At 55.3% G+C, this 16763-nt stretch carries 19 protein-coding genes and 1 tRNA gene; 10 read left to right on the top strand and 10 right to left on the bottom strand.

Features of this window, described 5'->3' with window-relative positions:
• Positions 1-61: 61 nt before the first annotated feature.
• The gene (locus F3J31_RS08625) at positions 62-898 is read left to right on the top strand and encodes an alpha/beta hydrolase (protein ID WP_167212530.1); all 837 of its coding nucleotides are present in this window, start codon (positions 62-64) and stop codon (positions 896-898) included.
• Positions 899-1004: 106 nt separating this feature from the next.
• On the opposite strand, the gene F3J31_RS08620 is transcribed toward F3J31_RS08625, so the two are convergent.
• The 4 genes from F3J31_RS08620 to F3J31_RS08605 form a co-directional block, all read right to left on the bottom strand.
• Positions 1005-1712 carry a methyltransferase domain-containing protein gene (locus F3J31_RS08620; protein ID WP_167212527.1) on the bottom strand — a complete coding sequence of 236 codons (708 nt, stop codon included), beginning with the start codon at positions 1710-1712 and terminating at the stop codon, positions 1005-1007.
• A 9-nt stretch (positions 1713-1721) separates the two neighbouring features.
• Positions 1722-1979 (bottom strand): YjhX family toxin, encoded by a 258-nt coding sequence (locus F3J31_RS08615; RefSeq protein WP_021240841.1) that lies wholly within the window; start codon positions 1977-1979, stop codon positions 1722-1724.
• A gap of 290 nt (positions 1980-2269) precedes the next feature.
• A tRNA-Ser gene (locus F3J31_RS08610) sits at positions 2270-2357 on the bottom strand.
• A gap of 130 nt (positions 2358-2487) precedes the next feature.
• The gene (locus F3J31_RS08605; protein ID WP_167212524.1) at positions 2488-4116 is read right to left on the bottom strand and encodes an ABC transporter substrate-binding protein; all 1629 of its coding nucleotides are present in this window, start codon (positions 4114-4116) and stop codon (positions 2488-2490) included.
• Positions 4117-4386: 270 nt separating this feature from the next.
• On the opposite strand from F3J31_RS08605, the gene yccA reads away from it, so the two are divergent.
• Entirely contained in the window at positions 4387-5046 is a 660-nt protein-coding gene (gene yccA, locus F3J31_RS08600; RefSeq protein WP_023335168.1) for an FtsH protease modulator YccA, read from the top strand.
• A 53-nt stretch (positions 5047-5099) separates the two neighbouring features.
• Here the strand turns inward: yccA and F3J31_RS08595 are convergent, their stop codons facing one another.
• Positions 5100-5576 carry a hypothetical protein gene (locus F3J31_RS08595; RefSeq protein ID WP_045908354.1) on the bottom strand — a complete coding sequence of 159 codons (477 nt, stop codon included), beginning with the start codon at positions 5574-5576 and terminating at the stop codon, positions 5100-5102.
• On the bottom strand, positions 5573-6328 hold the full coding sequence (locus F3J31_RS08590; protein ID WP_048027267.1) for a winged helix-turn-helix domain-containing protein: 756 nt from the start codon (positions 6326-6328) through the stop codon (positions 5573-5575). Before F3J31_RS08590 ends, F3J31_RS08595 begins: the two co-directional genes overlap by 4 nt.
• A gap of 327 nt (positions 6329-6655) precedes the next feature.
• Between F3J31_RS08590 and F3J31_RS08585 the strand changes: the two genes are divergently transcribed.
• From F3J31_RS08585 to tusE, 6 genes are all read left to right on the top strand, one after another.
• The gene (locus F3J31_RS08585; RefSeq protein ID WP_231597078.1) at positions 6656-7381 is read left to right on the top strand and encodes a fimbrial protein; all 726 of its coding nucleotides are present in this window, start codon (positions 6656-6658) and stop codon (positions 7379-7381) included.
• A 75-nt stretch (positions 7382-7456) separates the two neighbouring features.
• Entirely contained in the window at positions 7457-7963 is a 507-nt protein-coding gene (locus F3J31_RS08580; protein WP_167212521.1) for a CS1 type fimbrial major subunit, read from the top strand.
• A gap of 72 nt (positions 7964-8035) precedes the next feature.
• On the top strand, positions 8036-10753 hold the full coding sequence (locus tag F3J31_RS08575; RefSeq protein WP_167212518.1) for a TcfC E-set like domain-containing protein: 2718 nt from the start codon (positions 8036-8038) through the stop codon (positions 10751-10753).
• 1 nt (position 10754) lies between these two features.
• The gene (locus F3J31_RS08570) at positions 10755-11912 is read left to right on the top strand and encodes a CfaE/CblD family pilus tip adhesin (RefSeq protein WP_167212515.1); all 1158 of its coding nucleotides are present in this window, start codon (positions 10755-10757) and stop codon (positions 11910-11912) included.
• A gap of 10 nt (positions 11913-11922) precedes the next feature.
• Positions 11923-12474 (top strand): LuxR C-terminal-related transcriptional regulator, encoded by a 552-nt coding sequence (locus tag F3J31_RS08565; protein ID WP_047071952.1) that lies wholly within the window; start codon positions 11923-11925, stop codon positions 12472-12474.
• 68 nt (positions 12475-12542) lie between these two features.
• Complete coding sequence (tusE, locus tag F3J31_RS08560) at positions 12543-12872, top strand: sulfurtransferase TusE (protein WP_008499913.1); 330 nt, start codon at positions 12543-12545, stop codon at positions 12870-12872.
• Here tusE and yccX read toward each other — a convergent pair.
• Genes yccX through F3J31_RS08545 form a run of 3 tightly spaced genes read right to left on the bottom strand, consistent with a single transcriptional unit; the run spans position 12869 to position 14518 of the window.
• Positions 12869-13150 (bottom strand): acylphosphatase, encoded by a 282-nt coding sequence (yccX, locus tag F3J31_RS08555; RefSeq protein ID WP_023617863.1) that lies wholly within the window; start codon positions 13148-13150, stop codon positions 12869-12871. The genes tusE and yccX overlap by 4 nt on opposite strands.
• Before the next feature lie 11 nt (positions 13151-13161).
• Positions 13162-13950, bottom strand: coding sequence for an AraC family transcriptional regulator (locus F3J31_RS08550; RefSeq protein ID WP_167212513.1), 789 nt, complete (start codon positions 13948-13950; stop codon positions 13162-13164).
• Between the two features lie 10 nt (positions 13951-13960).
• Positions 13961-14518, bottom strand: a complete 558-nt coding sequence (locus F3J31_RS08545; RefSeq protein WP_167212510.1) for a kinase inhibitor — start codon at positions 14516-14518, stop codon at positions 13961-13963.
• Positions 14519-14692: 174 nt separating this feature from the next.
• On the opposite strand from F3J31_RS08545, the gene rlmI reads away from it, so the two are divergent.
• Positions 14693-15883: a 23S rRNA (cytosine(1962)-C(5))-methyltransferase RlmI gene (gene rlmI / locus F3J31_RS08540; protein ID WP_167212507.1), complete on the top strand. Its 1191-nt coding sequence runs from the start codon at positions 14693-14695 to the stop codon at positions 15881-15883.
• Positions 15884-15943: 60 nt separating this feature from the next.
• Complete coding sequence (gene hspQ / locus F3J31_RS08535; protein ID WP_008499919.1) at positions 15944-16261, top strand: heat shock protein HspQ; 318 nt, start codon at positions 15944-15946, stop codon at positions 16259-16261.
• Positions 16262-16298: 37 nt separating this feature from the next.
• Here hspQ and F3J31_RS08530 read toward each other — a convergent pair whose 3' ends face one another.
• Positions 16299-16712, bottom strand: coding sequence for a CoA-binding protein (locus tag F3J31_RS08530; protein ID WP_028012609.1), 414 nt, complete (start codon positions 16710-16712; stop codon positions 16299-16301).
• Between the last annotated feature and the right edge of the window lie 51 nt (positions 16713-16763).

Genomic DNA, 16763 nt, shown 5'->3' with positions numbered 1-16763 from the left:
GCTTTTGAGATTTCTCCTACACTTTAGGGGTCGTGTTGTTCTTAACAGAGGAGTCTGCGGTATGGCATTCGTAACCACGAAAGACGGCGTCAATATTTACTACAAAGACTGGGGCCCAAAAGAGGCCCAGCCCATTGTCTTCCACCACGGCTGGCCGTTGAGTGCCGATGACTGGGATAACCAGATGCTCTTCTTCCTTGCAGAAGGCTATCGCGTTATCGCTATCGATCGCCGCGGACATGGACGATCGGACCAGGTGAGTGAAGGCCACGATATGGATCATTATGCGGCCGATGCATCAGCCGTGGTTGAAAGCCTGGATCTGCACAATGCCGTGCATGTCGGTCACTCCACCGGCGGCGGCCAGGTCGCCCGCTATGTTGCGCGGTATGGACAACCGCAGGGGCGCGTCGCGAAAGCGGTGCTCGTCAGCGCCGTCCCGCCTCTGATGGTCAAAACGGAGACGAATCCCGGCGGAACGCCCATCGAGGTCTTCGACGGCTTCCGCAAAGCGCTGGCGGCTAACCGCGCCCAGTTTTATCTCGACGTTGCCAGCGGTCCTTTCTACGGTTTTAATCGCGATGGCGCCGAGGTTTCGCAGGGTACGATCCAGAACTGGTGGCGACAGGGTATGATCGGAAGCGCCAAAGCCCACTATGAGGGGATTAAGGCGTTTTCAGAGACCGACCAGACGGAAGATTTGAAAACCATCACGGTTCCCGTTCTGGTGTTGCAGGGCGATGACGATCAGGTTGTACCGTATAAAAATGCCGCCCTTCTCCAGGACAAGCTGCTGGCGAACAGCGTGCTGAAAATTTATCCGGGCTTCCCGCACGGGATGCATACCACCCATGCGGATACTATCAACGCGGAAATTCTGGCTTTTATTCGCTCATAACGCCGCGTTTCTTGCCGGGTGGCGCTGCGCTTACCCGGCCTACATTCCGCTACGATATTCCATTCAATGCATGAACGCCACCCGAGGGTGGCGTTGTTTATTCTGCTTAGCGCTTCTGCGCAACCAGTTGGATCATATTGAAATACGCTCCGGCCCCCGCGTCCATAATGGGTACCATCATCTCCTGAGCGATCTCGCATTGCATAAACTCATCCCACGCCTGCTGACAGGTATCCATCTCCCGCACGGCGATCAGCGCCGCTCCGGGCTCTTTTTCCCACAGCGCTTTCCACCAGGAGAGCGGATAGAAATACCACTCAGGGGTCCAGAAAGGTTTAACCACCTCCGGGAGATGCGTTTCGCTGTACTCCCCGATAAACCCGGGAACGGCAACCGCAATGTACCCGCCGGGTTTGATGAAGGGTAGCAGCGTGCCCAGCATGGCGTCAGTGTTGCCAAAGTATTGATATGCATCCACGCTGACGATCAGGTCAAAGTAATCATGTGCGAACGGGATCGCTTTTGTAGCATCAACCCGCAGCGGAAAGATTTTTCCGTCCAGATCCCGTTCGCTGAAACGCGCTGCATTTTCTCCCGGCGTAATCCACAGATCGGCGGCAAAAACCGTGGCGTCATATTTTTCGGCGAGCAGGATAGAAGAGATCCCTTTCCCGCAGCCGAGATCGAGAATGCGCATCCCTGGAGCGATATGCAGTTGAGCAACCAGCTCCTCGGTAAGCCGCATGGCGTTTGGGCCCATCATGGTGTCGAGCAAAAAAGCGCGGTCATAGCTATCTGTATAGGGTGTATTCATCACTGCTCCTTAGCGATTATCCAGCTGGGCGCGAACGTTGTTCAGCCCGGTGGTGTTGATGCGGTAAGGCTGCCCGTTCACGGATCGGATCAGCTTTTTGGTACGGAGTTTTTTGAAGACGCTGAGCGTGCAGTCGCTCAGCACCAGCCCTTCACGGGTATAGCACTCAACGGACGTGACGCGGCCAGAACTGTCGCGGACGTGCACAATACGTCCACCTTTGGCGAGAACGTGTAAGGTACGTTGTTCCTGACGAGATAAATTCATACTGGAAAACCTGTGTAATCATCATGCGTAAAAACAAGCCCACACCCGCAGGTGCGTGCGTAAGGTTTAAGCGCAGCGATAACCAGTCCGTCCTGAAAAGGGCGGGAAGCTGATTATCTGATGAAAACATTCTCCAGCATCAATGCCTCGGTAAGCGATGAAAAGGTATTTACGGGGTGAATGATAACACCTGTTTTTTACAGGGAAATATCGGAACCTGAAAAGTGTGACCTGAATCATTCAATCCAAAAGAAAAACCCCAGGTTAACAAGTAACCTGGGGTTTATATCTGGCGGAAGCGCAGAGATTCGAACTCTGGAACCCTTTCGGGTCGCCGGTTTTCAAGACCGGTGCCTTCAACCGCTCGGCCACACTTCCTGAGTGAGGCGAACTATAAACACCTCACCGCGTGCTGTAAAGAGTGCCAGCAATCGTTCGCTGTAAAAATAGTCAAAACGTGTTTAATCGGTTGAACTGACAACACATCGACGATTTTATCAGCACAGGCCTAGTGTTTTTTGATGTACATGTCTTTCGTGTAATAGTACCCCAGCTTATCCGGCGTAAATCCGCCCACCCACGGTTTAACCAGGTGCGTACGGACGTAGTGATAAACCGGAATGGCGGGCACATCGCGTCCCAGCAGATCTTCCGCCTGCTGGTAGAACTTACCCCGCTCTTCCGTTGTTTTAGCTTTTGCGGCATTCACCAGCGCCTGGTCATATTCCGGATTGCTGTACTGGCTGGTGTTTTCGCTGTCGCCGGTGCGGAAGTTGTTCAGGAAGGTCGCCGCGTCGTCGTAGTCGGCAATCCACGCGTAACGCACCGCGTCAAAGTTGTGGGTGTGCATGGTATCCAGCATGGTTTTCCACTCCTGATTTTGCAGCTTCGCCTCCACGCCGAGGTTTTTCTTCCACATAGAGCTGGCCGCAATCGCGATACGCTGGTGCGATTCAGAAGTGTTATAGAGCAGGTTAAAGCTCAGAGGGTGGCTTTCGTTGTACCCGGCCTCGTTGAGCAGTTTTTTCGCCTCAGCGATGCGTTTGTCCAGCGGCCAGCTGGCGTAGTCTGGATTCTGAAGCTTAACGCCGCCGATATCCGGCTGGCTGATGAGCCACGCCGGGCGCTGCCCCTGCCCTAAGACTTTCCCGGCAATGATGTCTTTATCGAGCGCCATGTTCAGCGCCTTACGCACGCGGGCGTCGTTGAACGGCGGTCGGGTGGTATTGAATTCGTAGTAATAGGTCGCCAGCTGCGGGGAGACATCGAGCTGGCTGCCCAGGGTTTTCTTGAGCTGAGCGAACTGGTTGATCGGCACCGTGTAGACAATATCAATTTCGCCCGCTTTATAGCGGTTCACATCCGCGGCCTCGGAAGTGATAGGCAGATAGGTGACCTTATTAATCACGGTATGCGCGTTATCCCAGTAGCGCGGGTTACGCTCCGCCACGATGCGTTCGTTGACCACCCACTGGGATAGCTTATAGGCCCCACTGGTGACGATATGTTCAGGCTTGGTCCACTTGTCGCCAAAGCGGCCAATCAGCACTTTATCCACCGGCACCAGCGACGGGTGCGCCAGCATCGCGAGGAACGCCGCGTTAGGCTGGGTGAGCGTCACTTCCAGCGTGGTGTCGTTAATGGCTTTCACACCCAGCCTATCGGGCGCTTTTTTCCCCTGCGCGATATCCGCACCATTTACGATGTGCATGTTGCCTGGATAGCTGGCATAAGGTGAAGCGGTTTTAGGATCAACCAGACGCTGCCAGCTCCAGACCACATCTTCCGCGGTGATTGCAGTGCCGTCGCTCCAGGTAATGCCCGGACGCAAATGGAACGTCCAGACGGTGTTGTCCTTGTTCTCCCATTTTTCCGCCAGCCGTGGCTGAACTTCACCCGACGGGGAAACGCTGACCAGCCCGTCGAATAAATCACTGATAATATTGAATTCGACGTCGCTTTCGACTTTATGCGGGTCGAGCGAAGCGGGCTCATTACCGTTGTTCCTGACCAGTTCCTGCTTATCGGCCAGCTGCGTTCCTGCCGGCACGTTAGCCGCCCAGGCTGCCGTGCTGGCGCACAGGATCCCGGCGGTTAACAAAGAGAGCGTAAAGCGCGTGCGTGTTTGTGGTTTCATTTCCTTCGCCTTATTGTCTGTTTTTGTGACGATCCGGAAATAACTCTTAGCGGCCTTATGGTAATAACGCAATAATTTTCAGTAACCTATAAGAGGTTGATCTGATTAATCGCGTCAAACCGCTGTTCATACTGGTGAAACGTATTTATGCAGAAGAAACAACCAGCTCCCGCGCTAACCTGCTGAGTAAAGATGGGTAAAACCACTTTGAGAGTGACGCGCCGTTTCCTATTCTTTCCGTTAATTACATCTGTCATAAGAGAGTGACTCATGGATCGTATAATTACTTCCTCACGCGACCGCACATCGCTACTCAGCACCCACAAGGTGCTGCGCAATACCTATTTCATGCTCAGCCTGACGCTGGCGTTTTCCGCGATCACCGCCACCGCCAGCACCGTGCTGATGCTGCCGTCTCCGGGGCTGATCCTGACCCTGGTGGGCATGTATGGCCTGATGTTCCTGACCTACAAAACCGCTGACAAACCGGTCGGTATTCTGTCCGCGTTTGCCTTCACCGGCTTCCTGGGCTACATCCTGGGACCGATGCTGAACGCGTATCTGTCTGCCGGTATGGGTGACCTTATCGGCATGGCGCTGGGCGGTACCGCACTGGTGTTCTTCTGCTGCTCGGCCTACGTGCTGACCACCCGTAAGGACATGTCCTTCCTCGGCGGCATGCTGATGGCGGGTGTTGTGGTGGTGCTGGTGGGTATGGTGGCCAACATCTTCCTGCAGCTGCCTGCCCTGCATCTGGCGATCAGCGCCGTGTTTATTCTGATTTCTTCCGGCGCGATCCTGTTTGAAACCAGCAACATCATTCGCGGCGGTGAAACGAACTATATTCGCGCCACCGTCAGCCTGTACGTGTCGCTGTACAACATCTTCGTCAGCCTGCTGAGCATCCTGGGCTTCGCCAGCCGCGATTAATCACAACGGATATGAAAAAGGAGAATGCCCCGGCATTCTCCTTTTTTTATGCCCTACTCACCCCGGCAAATATAGGTCGGATAGCGCCGGTCCTGAATCAGCCACACGGAAGGCGAGAGTTCAGAGATGGTGAGATAGTAGCGTGCGGTCGGACTGGCAAAGCTCCCCCACTGGGCGTCGGGCGTATTGTCGTTGTGTCGACGCCAGGTTTCGGTGTAGCTCAACACAATGACGTTATCATCGTCCCGCTGCTGCCAGGTAAAATCCACGTCCCTGTCAACGATCAGATTTTGCCCGTCAGCCCTTGCCGCGCCTTTATAGGTGGTCACTCCGGTACCGTCCCGATGAAAATAGAACTGGGCAACGGTATTGACCTTCACTTCGCTGGCTTTTCCCTCATTGCGCGTAAAGTTAAATTCGGTGCTGCAGGCCAGCACATCCTTTTTAAACACACAGCCGGAATAGTAAAACAGCGCCAGGGCACTGCCGACCAATGCACCACCCAGCCCAAAAAGAAGTTTTATTTTCATTTTTGTGCCCCGCTTTTATAACGGATGGTTTTGCACAGGCTGGATTGACTGACCGGGCAGGCGCCAATGAACACCTCATCTGCGGCGGCAATAGAAAAACGGGCACTGAAATAATAAATGTCGTACTCCTCTCGTTCGCACGCCACGTTATTGGCCGCCAGCTGCGCCGCTAATTTCGATAACACCAGCGGTCTTCCGTGATCGTTGATAATCCAGAGACGACAATGCGCGATTTTCTCCTTAACCGGCATGAGTTTCGCCGGAACGAATATCCCCTGCTGCCGGCTAAAGTAGAAGCTCGCCCCCAATGCAGCAATAATCAATACGGCCGTCATCCCCCATCGTTTCAGGGAAGCGCGTTGTGGCTTTTCCACTTTCGCTGCAGACTGAGGCTGCGGTTCGGCGGGTTGAATACGCTCTCCGGGCTGAAAAATCACATCGGCCTCAAAACGAAACCCATAACGGGGTACGGTTACGATAAATTCATACCCCTCTCCCAGTGCCTGGAAGCTTTTACGTAATTCGCTCACCGCTTTATTGAGATTATTTCCCGATGGCGTAAAGCCAAACTCCTCCCACACGCGGGTAATCAATTCCTCCCGACTCAGGTCGTGCCCTTTGTGCTTAATAAATTCCTGTAAAAGGCGAACGGCGGGGGCCGAAAGCGTTAATACAGATTCCGGTTGCCCAACAAGACTTATTGCATGTGCTTCAGGATCAAATAACAACGAATTATTGCATATAAAAAACATCTTTTATTCTCGGCTGTTACCGCATGCTTTTTAATCCCTGGTACATCGACATGAAAACCCCCTCCTGACTTGCTTATTTTTTCATCAGAAGGAATTTTCTCTCCATCCCTGGTCGCGGTATTTTCGCTTAACTATACAACCTTAAAGCCAGAAAATCAGGATAAAAAACTGTATATAACGAGTTAATTAATACAAATTTTCACAAACTGCTGTTCTGGTTAAAGTTTCCCTGCCCTGAAGCGATACGAAAGCAGACGGTGTCCTGGTGTTAACGCGCCGCCTTTAAACTCAGAGCAGGCAGACTTGATCGTGAAACAGAAAAAAAGAGTGAGCGTCACAACCGCCTTTTATGTCGCCGCGCTGTCATTGCCATTTTTCCCGGAAATGGCACTGGCCAATATGAGCGTGTATCCCATGGAACTTAACGTGGATAAGTCCGGTGCGGCGCAAATTAAGGTGGCGTCAAAAACGGATGATATTCAGTTCATTCGGGTGAGGCAAAAGAAAATTCTTAATCCCGGCACGGCCCTGGAAAAAGAGATTGATGTGGCGTCGTGGAAAGAGGGTGGCGTTGTTGTCACGCCGGAAAAATTCGCCCTTGCGGCAGGCGCAATGCGCGTGGTTCGCCTGGTATCGCTTACGCCCCCGGAAAAAGAGACGACCTGGCGCGTCTATTTTGAAGGGGTCAAGCAGCCTGACAGCATTATTCCGGGCAAGGCAGAAAGCCCTGCTGCGACGGCAAGACTGGGCGTCAATGTAATCTGGGGCGCCCTGATCCATCTCGCACCGGAAAAAAGCGTGGTTTCGCTGTCGATTGACCCTCAGAGGGGAACGTTAAAAAACAACGGCACGTTGCGCGTGCCGCTGAGAGAGATCGGTATTTGTGATGCGGATTCGTCGTGCAGATGGATTAAAGAAGACGCGACGATTTATCCGGATACCGAACGGAAATTAAAAACGCTCGCGAAGGCACAAGGCCAGAAATATAAATTCCGCTACTTCAACTGGCTGAATAAAACCGCTGAAGAAGCTGATTTACCCGTCGTGCAATAACACGACGTTACCGTAAAGACCCCAAAGGGTTTGTTTAAAGAGCCAGGGTGCTCATTTGTAAATATGGAGATATCAATGCGTAAGTATTTTAAAACTCTGATGATTGTTGCCGCGATGACCACGTCCGTTAACGCGCTGGCGATTCAAAAAGATATTACCGTCAACGCCAGCGTTGATTCACAGCTGGATATGACCCAGGCCGATAACACGCCGCTGCCGGCAAGCATCGATATGCAGTACCTGCCTGGCCGTGGCCTGGAAAGCTACCGCCTGAATACCAAGGTGTGGTCTAACTCCGCGACCAGCAACGTAAAAGTCCGTCTGGTAAGCGCCGCGAAGCTGGCGAATGCCGACGGTGCTGAGACCATCCCAATGACGGTGATTCTGGGTGATAAAACCCTCTCTACCGCAGATGTGGAATATACCGGCGCCGAACTGTTCCCGGGGAGCATTGAAAACGGTTCTGCGGTACTGCCGCTGACCATTTCCCAGACCACCAAAGGCATTCTGAAAACCGGTCAGTACAGCGGCGTTGTCAGCCTGATGCTGACGCAGGCGACGACCACGGAAGGCGGTGCGTAACACCACAGCACCTAAGGAATAACGTCAGAGGGTGCTCACCCTCTGACGTCAGGATGATGTCGAGGCTCGTTCATGGCGTTTCACAGAAATACCCTCCTCTTTGTTGCTTTGTTACCCGCTTCCATCCAACTCGCCTGCGCAGGGATGGCCGTCCCGCCAGGTTTTGAAGACCTGGCGAAGACGCAGCGCCTGTGGACAGAGGTGAACCTCTACGGCGAGGCGCTTGGCCTTTTTGAAACGGATATCACCCTTGAAACGGTCAGCTTTGTCGCACCTGAAACCGTGGTAGCGGCCATCAAACGCCGGTTTAATGACGACCCATCCCTCGTTGCCACCGTGTCTGCCGCGCTGGCCGTTCCGCTTGCCCGTAACGGCAACCTGGCCTGCAGCAGCAACGGCTCCGCAACGGGCTGTGATTACATCAATACCGACCGCGCGGCCATTATTTATGACGAGAATAACGCCCGCATTAACCTGTTCCTGGACAAGAAATATCTGCCTAAGCAGACAGCAGAGAATCAATGGTATCAGCCCACTCAGGGCACCGAAAATGCGCTGATCCATCAGCAGAACATTAACTTCGTTGCCGACAGGGATTATCAGTCGGCAACCGTGCAGGGCAACGGCGCGCTGGCGCTCACCCAGGACGGCTATGTGAATCTCGACTGGACCTGGCTGGGGCAGCGTTCACGGCACCAGCAGCAGCAGGAGGTCACCGTCAACAACGCCTGGTTCCGCCAGGATATCCTGCGTCAGTACTATGTCCAGTTAGGTGAGATGGATACCCGCGATCTGTTCAGTAACGCTGGCGGAAATATCAACCTCAGCCAGCTGCCGCTGGGCAAAATTCTCGGCCTGCGCACGGGTTCAACACGAGCATGGATGAACCCGGTTCAGCAGTCGAAGGGAACCCCAGTTACCGTGCTGCTTTCCCATGACGCGCGTATCGATGCCCGCCGGGGAAATCAGCTGCTGGCGAGCTTCTATCTGAATGCCGGGGCGCAAACCCTGGACACGCGTTCGTTCCCGGACGGGAGCTACACCGTGACGCTCTCCATCTATGAAAATAACCGGTTGACGCGCACCGAGCAGGTGCCGTTTACCCGAACCGGCATTACGCCATTTGACCGCGTCGAGTGGTTCCTGCAGGCGGGCGAAACCGACAACAGCGATCAAAACGAAGAACGCCGCGCGGTTGCGCAGGCGGGCGTTCGTCTGCCCGTGACCCCGACGCTGGCGCTGACCAGCGGGGCAACGTTCAAGAAAAACCAGCGTTTTCTGGAAAACGCGATCGACTGGAGCCGGGGCTTCAACGCGGGCCCGATCGATGGCGTGCTGAGTACCCGGTTTAGCTACCTCTACGGCAGCGAAGGCCAGCGCGGCAATATTCAGCAAATCAGCTACAACGACGGTTTTTCTTTGAGCGTCTATCGCAACGCGTTATCCGCTGAAAACTGCAACACCCAAAGCGCGGGATTTGACGCCGTGAATGGCTGTTATCGCACCCTCTCGGTGATGTTCTCCGTCCCGGTCGGCGCCTGGTATGCAAGCCTGGGGTATTCGGATAACCGCAACGAAGGCCGGTACGTTTCACGCCGGGAGCTGCCGGACAGTGACGATCGCCACGATGCGGGTCTGCCGTGGGAATCGGTCTATATGACCCGCTCGCGCACGCGGGCCTGGCAGGCTGGCCTGAGCAATGCCTTCAGCACCCATGGCCTGAACATTAACAGCAGCATTAACCTCTTCATGCGTAACGATGACGCCCGCGACGGCAGGGATAAAGGCGGCTACCTGAGCGTGAGCCTGTCCATGGCGCATAACCGTCAGGGTGATGCGTCAAGCTACACCTCTCTGGGCGCGACATGGCAGCACCAGCAGCGTGAAAAAAACCAGCTGAGCTACAGCGTGGCGCATAACTGGTATGCCGATGCCCGAGGTGAAAATGAGTATGGCCTCAGCGCGTCGGGCATTAACAGCGACTCGCTGAATACCTCAGCCTATACGCGCCAGGGCGGACGATTTGGCAACGGAAGCCTGACGGTCAGCGACGCCTGGGATCGTCAGGACCGCCGCCATACGCTGAGCAGCAGCGGCAACTACAGCTCAACGCTCGCGCTGTCCCGTTCTGGCCTGTGGCTGGGCCGCTGGAGCGACGGTCGCCCTGCTTCCGCCGTCGCGGTGAACGTGGCGACGCCGGAAGATGCTCAGGATCCGCGCGTCGCCGTGTCGCTGGATAACGGCGGCAGCGCAGACATTCCGGGCAACAGCCGCGCGCTTTTCGCGGTACCGGGCTATCAGCAGACGACGTTGACGATTAACGAATCGCTGGACGTCTCCCGGGGAGCCAGCAGTGAAATCACGCAAGGGTCAGGCAGCAGAACGCTGTTTATGGTGCCAGGCAAACTGCTGCGCCGGGACGTGCAAACGACCGCAAGCTACACCTGGCTTGGCCAGTTAACCGACGAGCACCATTCGCCGTTTATCGGCGGCGTGCCGCTGAACGTGAACGGCTGGAGCGACCTTGGCAACGGCGGGTTTAGCGCGCAAAGCGACGCCCTGCTGCATAACCTCTACCTGGTGCGTCAGCAGCAATTTTATCAGTGTGCGCTGAACGTGAAGAGTATGCGCGACGTCGTGCGTTACGTCGGTTCGATTCCCTGTAAGGAATTAACTTTCTCCGCCCTGCCGGATGCCGTCCAGCAGCAGGCACAGCTGATGCTGGCCGGACGGTCGGTCCCTGCTGGCCCGACAGCCATGAATACCGATAGCCTCACTAAAGGGAAATGATGTGATTAAATGCCTCTTTATTTTACTGCTGTTAAGCCTGTGGGCTGGCCAGGCGCTGGCGGGCGCCCCCGCGGGACGAAACTCCAGCGTTGGGATCAGCTTCGATCGTATGGCACCGCCTGCGCGTTTTGACATCTGGTTTCATGAATCGGGCGGTTATGACCCCGCCGATCCGCAAAAATGGGGACGCAACACCCTGACCTGTGAGTCCCGGACTGACACCACGAACGGCGCCTGCATGAACGCCCCGGTCTGGTTCTCGGCGAACCCGGCCGCGCCTTATGCCATCAACTTGCGTTTTACGCATGCCCTCACCAGCAAGACGGTGGATATCAAGGTGTATGGCGATCACTACATGTTTATCAACAACAGAGTGTTTATTTTCGCCAGCTTCGTGACCGGAGGAACGGTCGACCTCCCGGCGTGGAACAGAGAGCCCTACTTCGATTTCTATATCGTGAAAAGCGAACTGGATAAGCTCGCCCTACCGGGGATCTGGACCGCCACGCTGAAGCAGAACCTGCGCCAGTGGGGAAGCGCCGACTGCGGCGGGAACTTCAATGACGTGAATGTCGGCTGTCCTGGCTATCTCACCATCGCCAAATGGCAGGCCAATATTCGCATTGAGGTGGTCGACCCGGGGAACCAGCAGATTTATCTGCCGGCCTTTCCGCACTCCACGCCCATCGTTAACCTCAACCTGACCAACTTCCCGGGGCGCCCCGGGGGCAGCGAGATTAAGGGGGAAAACACGCTGGATATGTGCCTGTACGACGGCAAAAACAGCACCAGCACCCGCGCCTATCTGCGCTTTGAGGATGACGGGCTTCCCTCAGAGGGACGTGCCGAAGGGGCGTTTTCTATCAGGCGGCGCGGTGGAAGCCAGACCGACGCGCGGGATCGTCTCGATTATCGGGTCTCCGTCACTAATCCCATCACAGGCGCAACCGAAACGGTCGCGAACGGTAAAACCGTGGTCTGGCAGGGCACGAACGATCCGCAGTATCTGCGTCAGGTCGTGCTGCCGGGCGGACGCGAGAGCGTACTGTGCATTCCTGCGCCGATTATCCTGAAAACGCCCGCGTTTGCCGCCAGCAGCAAAAACGCGGGCGACTATACCGGCACGCTGCGCGTTATCTATACGCCCAGCACGTTATAACGAGGTCACCGTGAGTTACGCCATTCTCGACAATAATCGATTTTACGCCGAAGGGTTGCGCTATGCGCTGCTGCGTCGGGGCGTCCAGCCAGAGGTCATAAGCGATACCGTACAATGGCAGCCAACGCTGCTTACCCGCCGCGTGGTCGTTGTCCGCTGCCGTTTTTCCGTGGCGGCGACGCATCAGGCGCTGATCAACATTTTGCTCAGGCTGGAAGCCGCCCGCTGGAAAGGCAGCCTTTATCTGGTCTGCAACGAAAAGGGGTGGGCGCTGGCGACGCATTTACGCAAGCGTTTCAGTACGCTAACGCTTTATATCATCGACGACCGGATCGCCGTTGCCGATGCGGCGTATTTGCTGGCAAAAGAGCCGCGTCGCGTTCGAAGCCTGGACTGTTGCCTGACCGTTCCTGAATTCAACGTGCTCGATCTGATGCTGACCGGGTTGCCGGTCCGCCACATTGCCATCGTGACGCACATGTCGGAGAAACAGGTTTCAACCCATAAATGCAACGCGCTGAAGAAGCTCAATGCCAACAACCTGCTTCAGCTGCTCCTGTAGGTCACGGTTTATCCTGAGCCCGCTTTTTTGCTACACTGTCGCCGATTTTTCACCTACGACAGAAGATTATGTTCATTTTTGCAGGCCAGGAAATTGAGACCGATAGCGAAGGCTATCTGAAAGATACGACGCTCTGGAGCGAACCGCTGGCGGAGAAAATTGCGGAAAACGAAGGCATTACCCTCTCCCCCGAACACTGGGAAGTGGTGCGTTTTGTCCGCGAGTTCTACCTTGAATTCAACACCTCTCCGGCCATCCGCATGCTGGTCAAGGCGATGGCCAATAAGTTCGGTGAAGAGAAAGGCAACAGCCGCTATCTCTATCGTCTGTTCCCGAAAGGCCCGGCAAAACAGGCCACCAAAATTGCCGGCCTGCCTAAACCGGTGAAGTGCATTTAGTAGCGAATACCGAAGTTAACGTACTCCCGGCCGGGTTGATGCGGTTCCGTTAGTACCTTATCAACCCGCGCGCTGCGCGGCCCGCCCGCCTTTAGCCACGCCACCAGCTTGTCGACCTGCTCCGCTTCGCCGCAGGCGACCACCTCAACGCTGCCGTCATCCATGTTGCGCGCGTATCCCGTTAGCCCAAGCTGAACGGCCTCGCGCTGAGTGCTGTAGCGGAACCCGACGCCCTGAACGACGCCGTGAACCCAGGCAATAGTGCAGACTTTTGACATTCTTCTTCTCCTTAACGTAGCGTTTTCGGCAAACAGCCGTAGTGTTGCCGAAAACGGGCGGTGAAACGAGAGCTGGACAGATACCCACATTGTAATGCGATTTCGCCGATCGGTAATCGGGTTGACTGTAACTGTGACAGCGCAATGCCCATCCTCACCTCCTCCACAATCTGGCGAAAACTCTGTGACTCCTCGCGTAACCGCCTGCGCAGCGTCGGCACGCTTAATGCGAGACGGCTGGCGACATCCTGCGCGGTCCAGGCTCTGGCGGGCGACAGCATGATGAACTGTCGCACCTGCTCGGTCAGGTTATTGTTTCGCTCAATAAGCAGCGGACCTGCCACGCCGTCATGCAGCAATGCCAGCAACAGACCGAAGGCCTGATGTTTTTGCAACGCCTCCGGTAAATCCTGACGCACGGCGTGCAGCAGGTTATCCCACATAAATGCCAGCCCTTCGCTCAGCGGAGCGCAGAGCGAATGCAGCGTCATGCGCGGCCAAGATTTCAGGTAATGCGCTTTAAACTCGGCAACAATTTCCGGCGATAACATCAGCAAGTCCGAGTGAAACAGACCGTTTGCAGGCTGATTAATGATTTCCATCGCCGTATTGGCAGGAATAATGATGAGCTCATCCCGGGTTGCCACCAGGCGGTTATTGTCCTGCACAATCACCTTACTGCCGTGAGTGATATGGCAAATCGCCGGAAAAAAGAGCTTAACCTGGTGCAGGCGATGCATTTTGCTGGCACTCACTTCACCCGCCGTGAGATGTTTATGTCGAAAATGGAACTCCTGCACCCCGCCATCCTTATCTGCTGTAGGTTGCTGTTAACTGAGCCTTTGCCAGAACGTGACTATTGAGCATAAAACCGACCAGCGCGCCGCTGGCATTTTTGTCGACGGGCAGTTTATCCACGTCCAGCGCCCAGACGGTAATCTGATAGCGGTGAGGCTTGTCCCCGGCAGGGGGGCATGCGCCGCCGAATCCAGAATAACCGAAATCATTACGCCCCTGCACAGCGCCAGCAGGTAATTTTTCGCCATTTGGGTTACCGGCACCAGCGGGCAGCCTCATTGTCTTCGCGGGAATGTTGGCTACAGTCCAGTGCCACCAGCCGCTGCCGGTAGGCGCATCCGGGTCATAGACCGTAATGGCAAAACTTTTCGTACCGGCTGGCGGATTTGTCCACACCAGCTGCGGTGAGGTATTCCCACCATGGCAGCCAAATCCCTCAAACACCTGCGGTGACGCTAACCGCCGGTCGCCGGAAATATCCCGGCTGGTCATGCTGAAAGGCGTTGCTGCGAAAACCTGAAAACTCATTGCCGTCAGAGCGGCTATTGTGATGACACTACGCTTTTTCATGGGTATTTCCTTTGCTGAACCGGAAACCCTAAGATAAAGCACGCAACAATGCCCCAATGTGCCTAAGCGATTTGATTTTGTGCCGAAACGCTCAACGGCATCCGCAGATGATTGCGCCTTGCTGAATGTGGTACTCTACGCGCCATTTCCCTGAAATCGACAGAACAGCAAATTATGAGTGTACGTTTAGTGTTAGCCAAAGGGCGCGAGAAATCATTACTGCGCCGTCATCCCTGGGTCTTTTCCGGCGCGGTTGCCCGTATGGAAGGCAAAGCCAACCTCGGTGAAACCATTGATATCGTGGACCACCAGGGGAAATGGTTAGCGCGAGGCGCCTACTCGCCAGCGTCCCAGATCCGTGCCCGCGTCTGGACCTTCGATAAAGACGAAACCATCGACATCGACTTCTTCGTGCGTCGTCTGCAGCAGGCGCAGCAGTGGCGTGAGTGGCTGGCAAAACGCGACGGGCTGGACAGCTACCGCCTGATTGCCGGTGAGTCCGACGGTCTGCCGGGCGTGACCATCGATCGCTTCGGTAACTTCCTGGTGCTACAGCTCCTGAGCGCCGGGGCGGAATACCAGCGTGCCGCGCTGATTAGCGCCCTGCAAACCCTGTTCCCGGAATGTGCTATTTACGACCGCAGCGACGTGGCGGTGCGCAAAAAAGAGGGCATGGAGCTGACGCAGGGGCCGGTCACGGGTGAGCTGCCGCCTGCCCTGCTGCCGATTGAAGAACACGGCATGAAGCTGCTGGTAGATATTCAGGGCGGGCATAAAACGGGTTACTACCTTGACCAGCGCGACAGCCGCCTTGCTACGCGTCAGTACGTTGCCGACAAGCGCGTGCTGAACTGCTTCTCCTACACCGGTGGTTTCGCCGTTTCGGCGCTGATGGGCGGCTGTGCCCAGGTGGTCAGCGTGGATACCTCGCAGGAAGCGCTGGACGTGGCAAAACAAAACGTCGAGCTGAACAAACTGGATCTGAGCAAAGCCGAATTTATACGCGACGACGTCTTCAAGCTGCTGCGTAAATACCGCGACCAGGGCGAGAAGTTCGACGTCATCGTGATGGATCCGCCAAAGTTTGTGGAAAATAAAAGCCAGCTGATGGGTGCCTGCCGTGGGTATAAAGATATCAACATGCTGGCCATCCAGCTGCTGAACCCGGGCGGAGTTCTGCTCACGTTCTCCTGCTCCGGCCTGATGACCACAGATTTATTTCAGAAAATCATCGCCGATGCCGCAATAGATGCTGGCCGTGATGTACAATTTATAGAGCAGTTCCGTCAGGCAGCCGATCACCCCGTGATTGCTACCTACCCGGAAGGACTGTATCTGAAAGGGTTTGCCTGTCGCGTCATGTAACTTGAAAAGAGAAATATTGCCCGCACATAACGTGTAAGTCGTATTTCCCGGGAGGTGACTATGATTGCCAGCAAATTCGGTATCGGCCAGCAGGTCCGCCACACTTTGCTCGGGTATTTGGGTGTGGTCGTGGATATCGACCCGGAGTATTCTCTTGATGAACCGTCAGCAGACGAACTGGCGGTGAACGCAGAGCTTCGCGCCGCGCCCTGGTACCATGTGGTGATGGAGGGGGATGATGGACAACCCGTTCACACCTATCTTGCTGAAGCGCAGCTAAGCAGCGAACTGCAGGAAGAGCATCCGGAACAACCCACTATGGATGAACTTGCTCAGACTATCCGCAAACAGTTACAGGCTCCGCGCCTGCGGAACTAAGCGTGTAAAAAAAGCCCGATGAACGGGCTTTTTTTTATTACTTCGCCAGCCCCAGACGGGGGATATCGATCGCCGGACAGCGATCCATGACGACCTTTAACCCCGCATCCCGCGCCAGCACCGCAGCCTGCTCATTAATCACGCCCAGCTGCATCCACAGCGTTTTCGCCCCGACGGCGATAGCGTCCTGCGCCACTTCCCACGCCGCCTCGGAGTTTCGGAAGACATCAACCATATCAATTTTTTCCGGCACGTCAGCGAGCGTGGCATAACCCTGCTGGCCCAGTAAGGTTTTCCCCGCCACTTTTGGCGAGACCGGGATGACGTGGTAGCCCTGATCGAGAAGGTATTTCATCACCCGATAGCTTGGACGATCGGGTTTATCGCTCGCGCCCACCAGCGCAATGGTACGCGTGGATGTCAGAATCTCGGCAATATCGTTCTCTTTCATGGTTTTTCTCCTGGCTTTTTTAAAAGTGTACGCCAAACCGCACATCTCAAC

This window comes from Enterobacter sp. Acro-832 (assembly GCF_011752745.1).
GTDB lineage: Bacteria > Pseudomonadota > Gammaproteobacteria > Enterobacterales > Enterobacteriaceae > Enterobacter > Enterobacter quasiroggenkampii.
The sequence above is the reverse complement of the archived record's forward strand: the minus strand, read 5'-3'. Positions and strand labels throughout refer to the sequence as shown.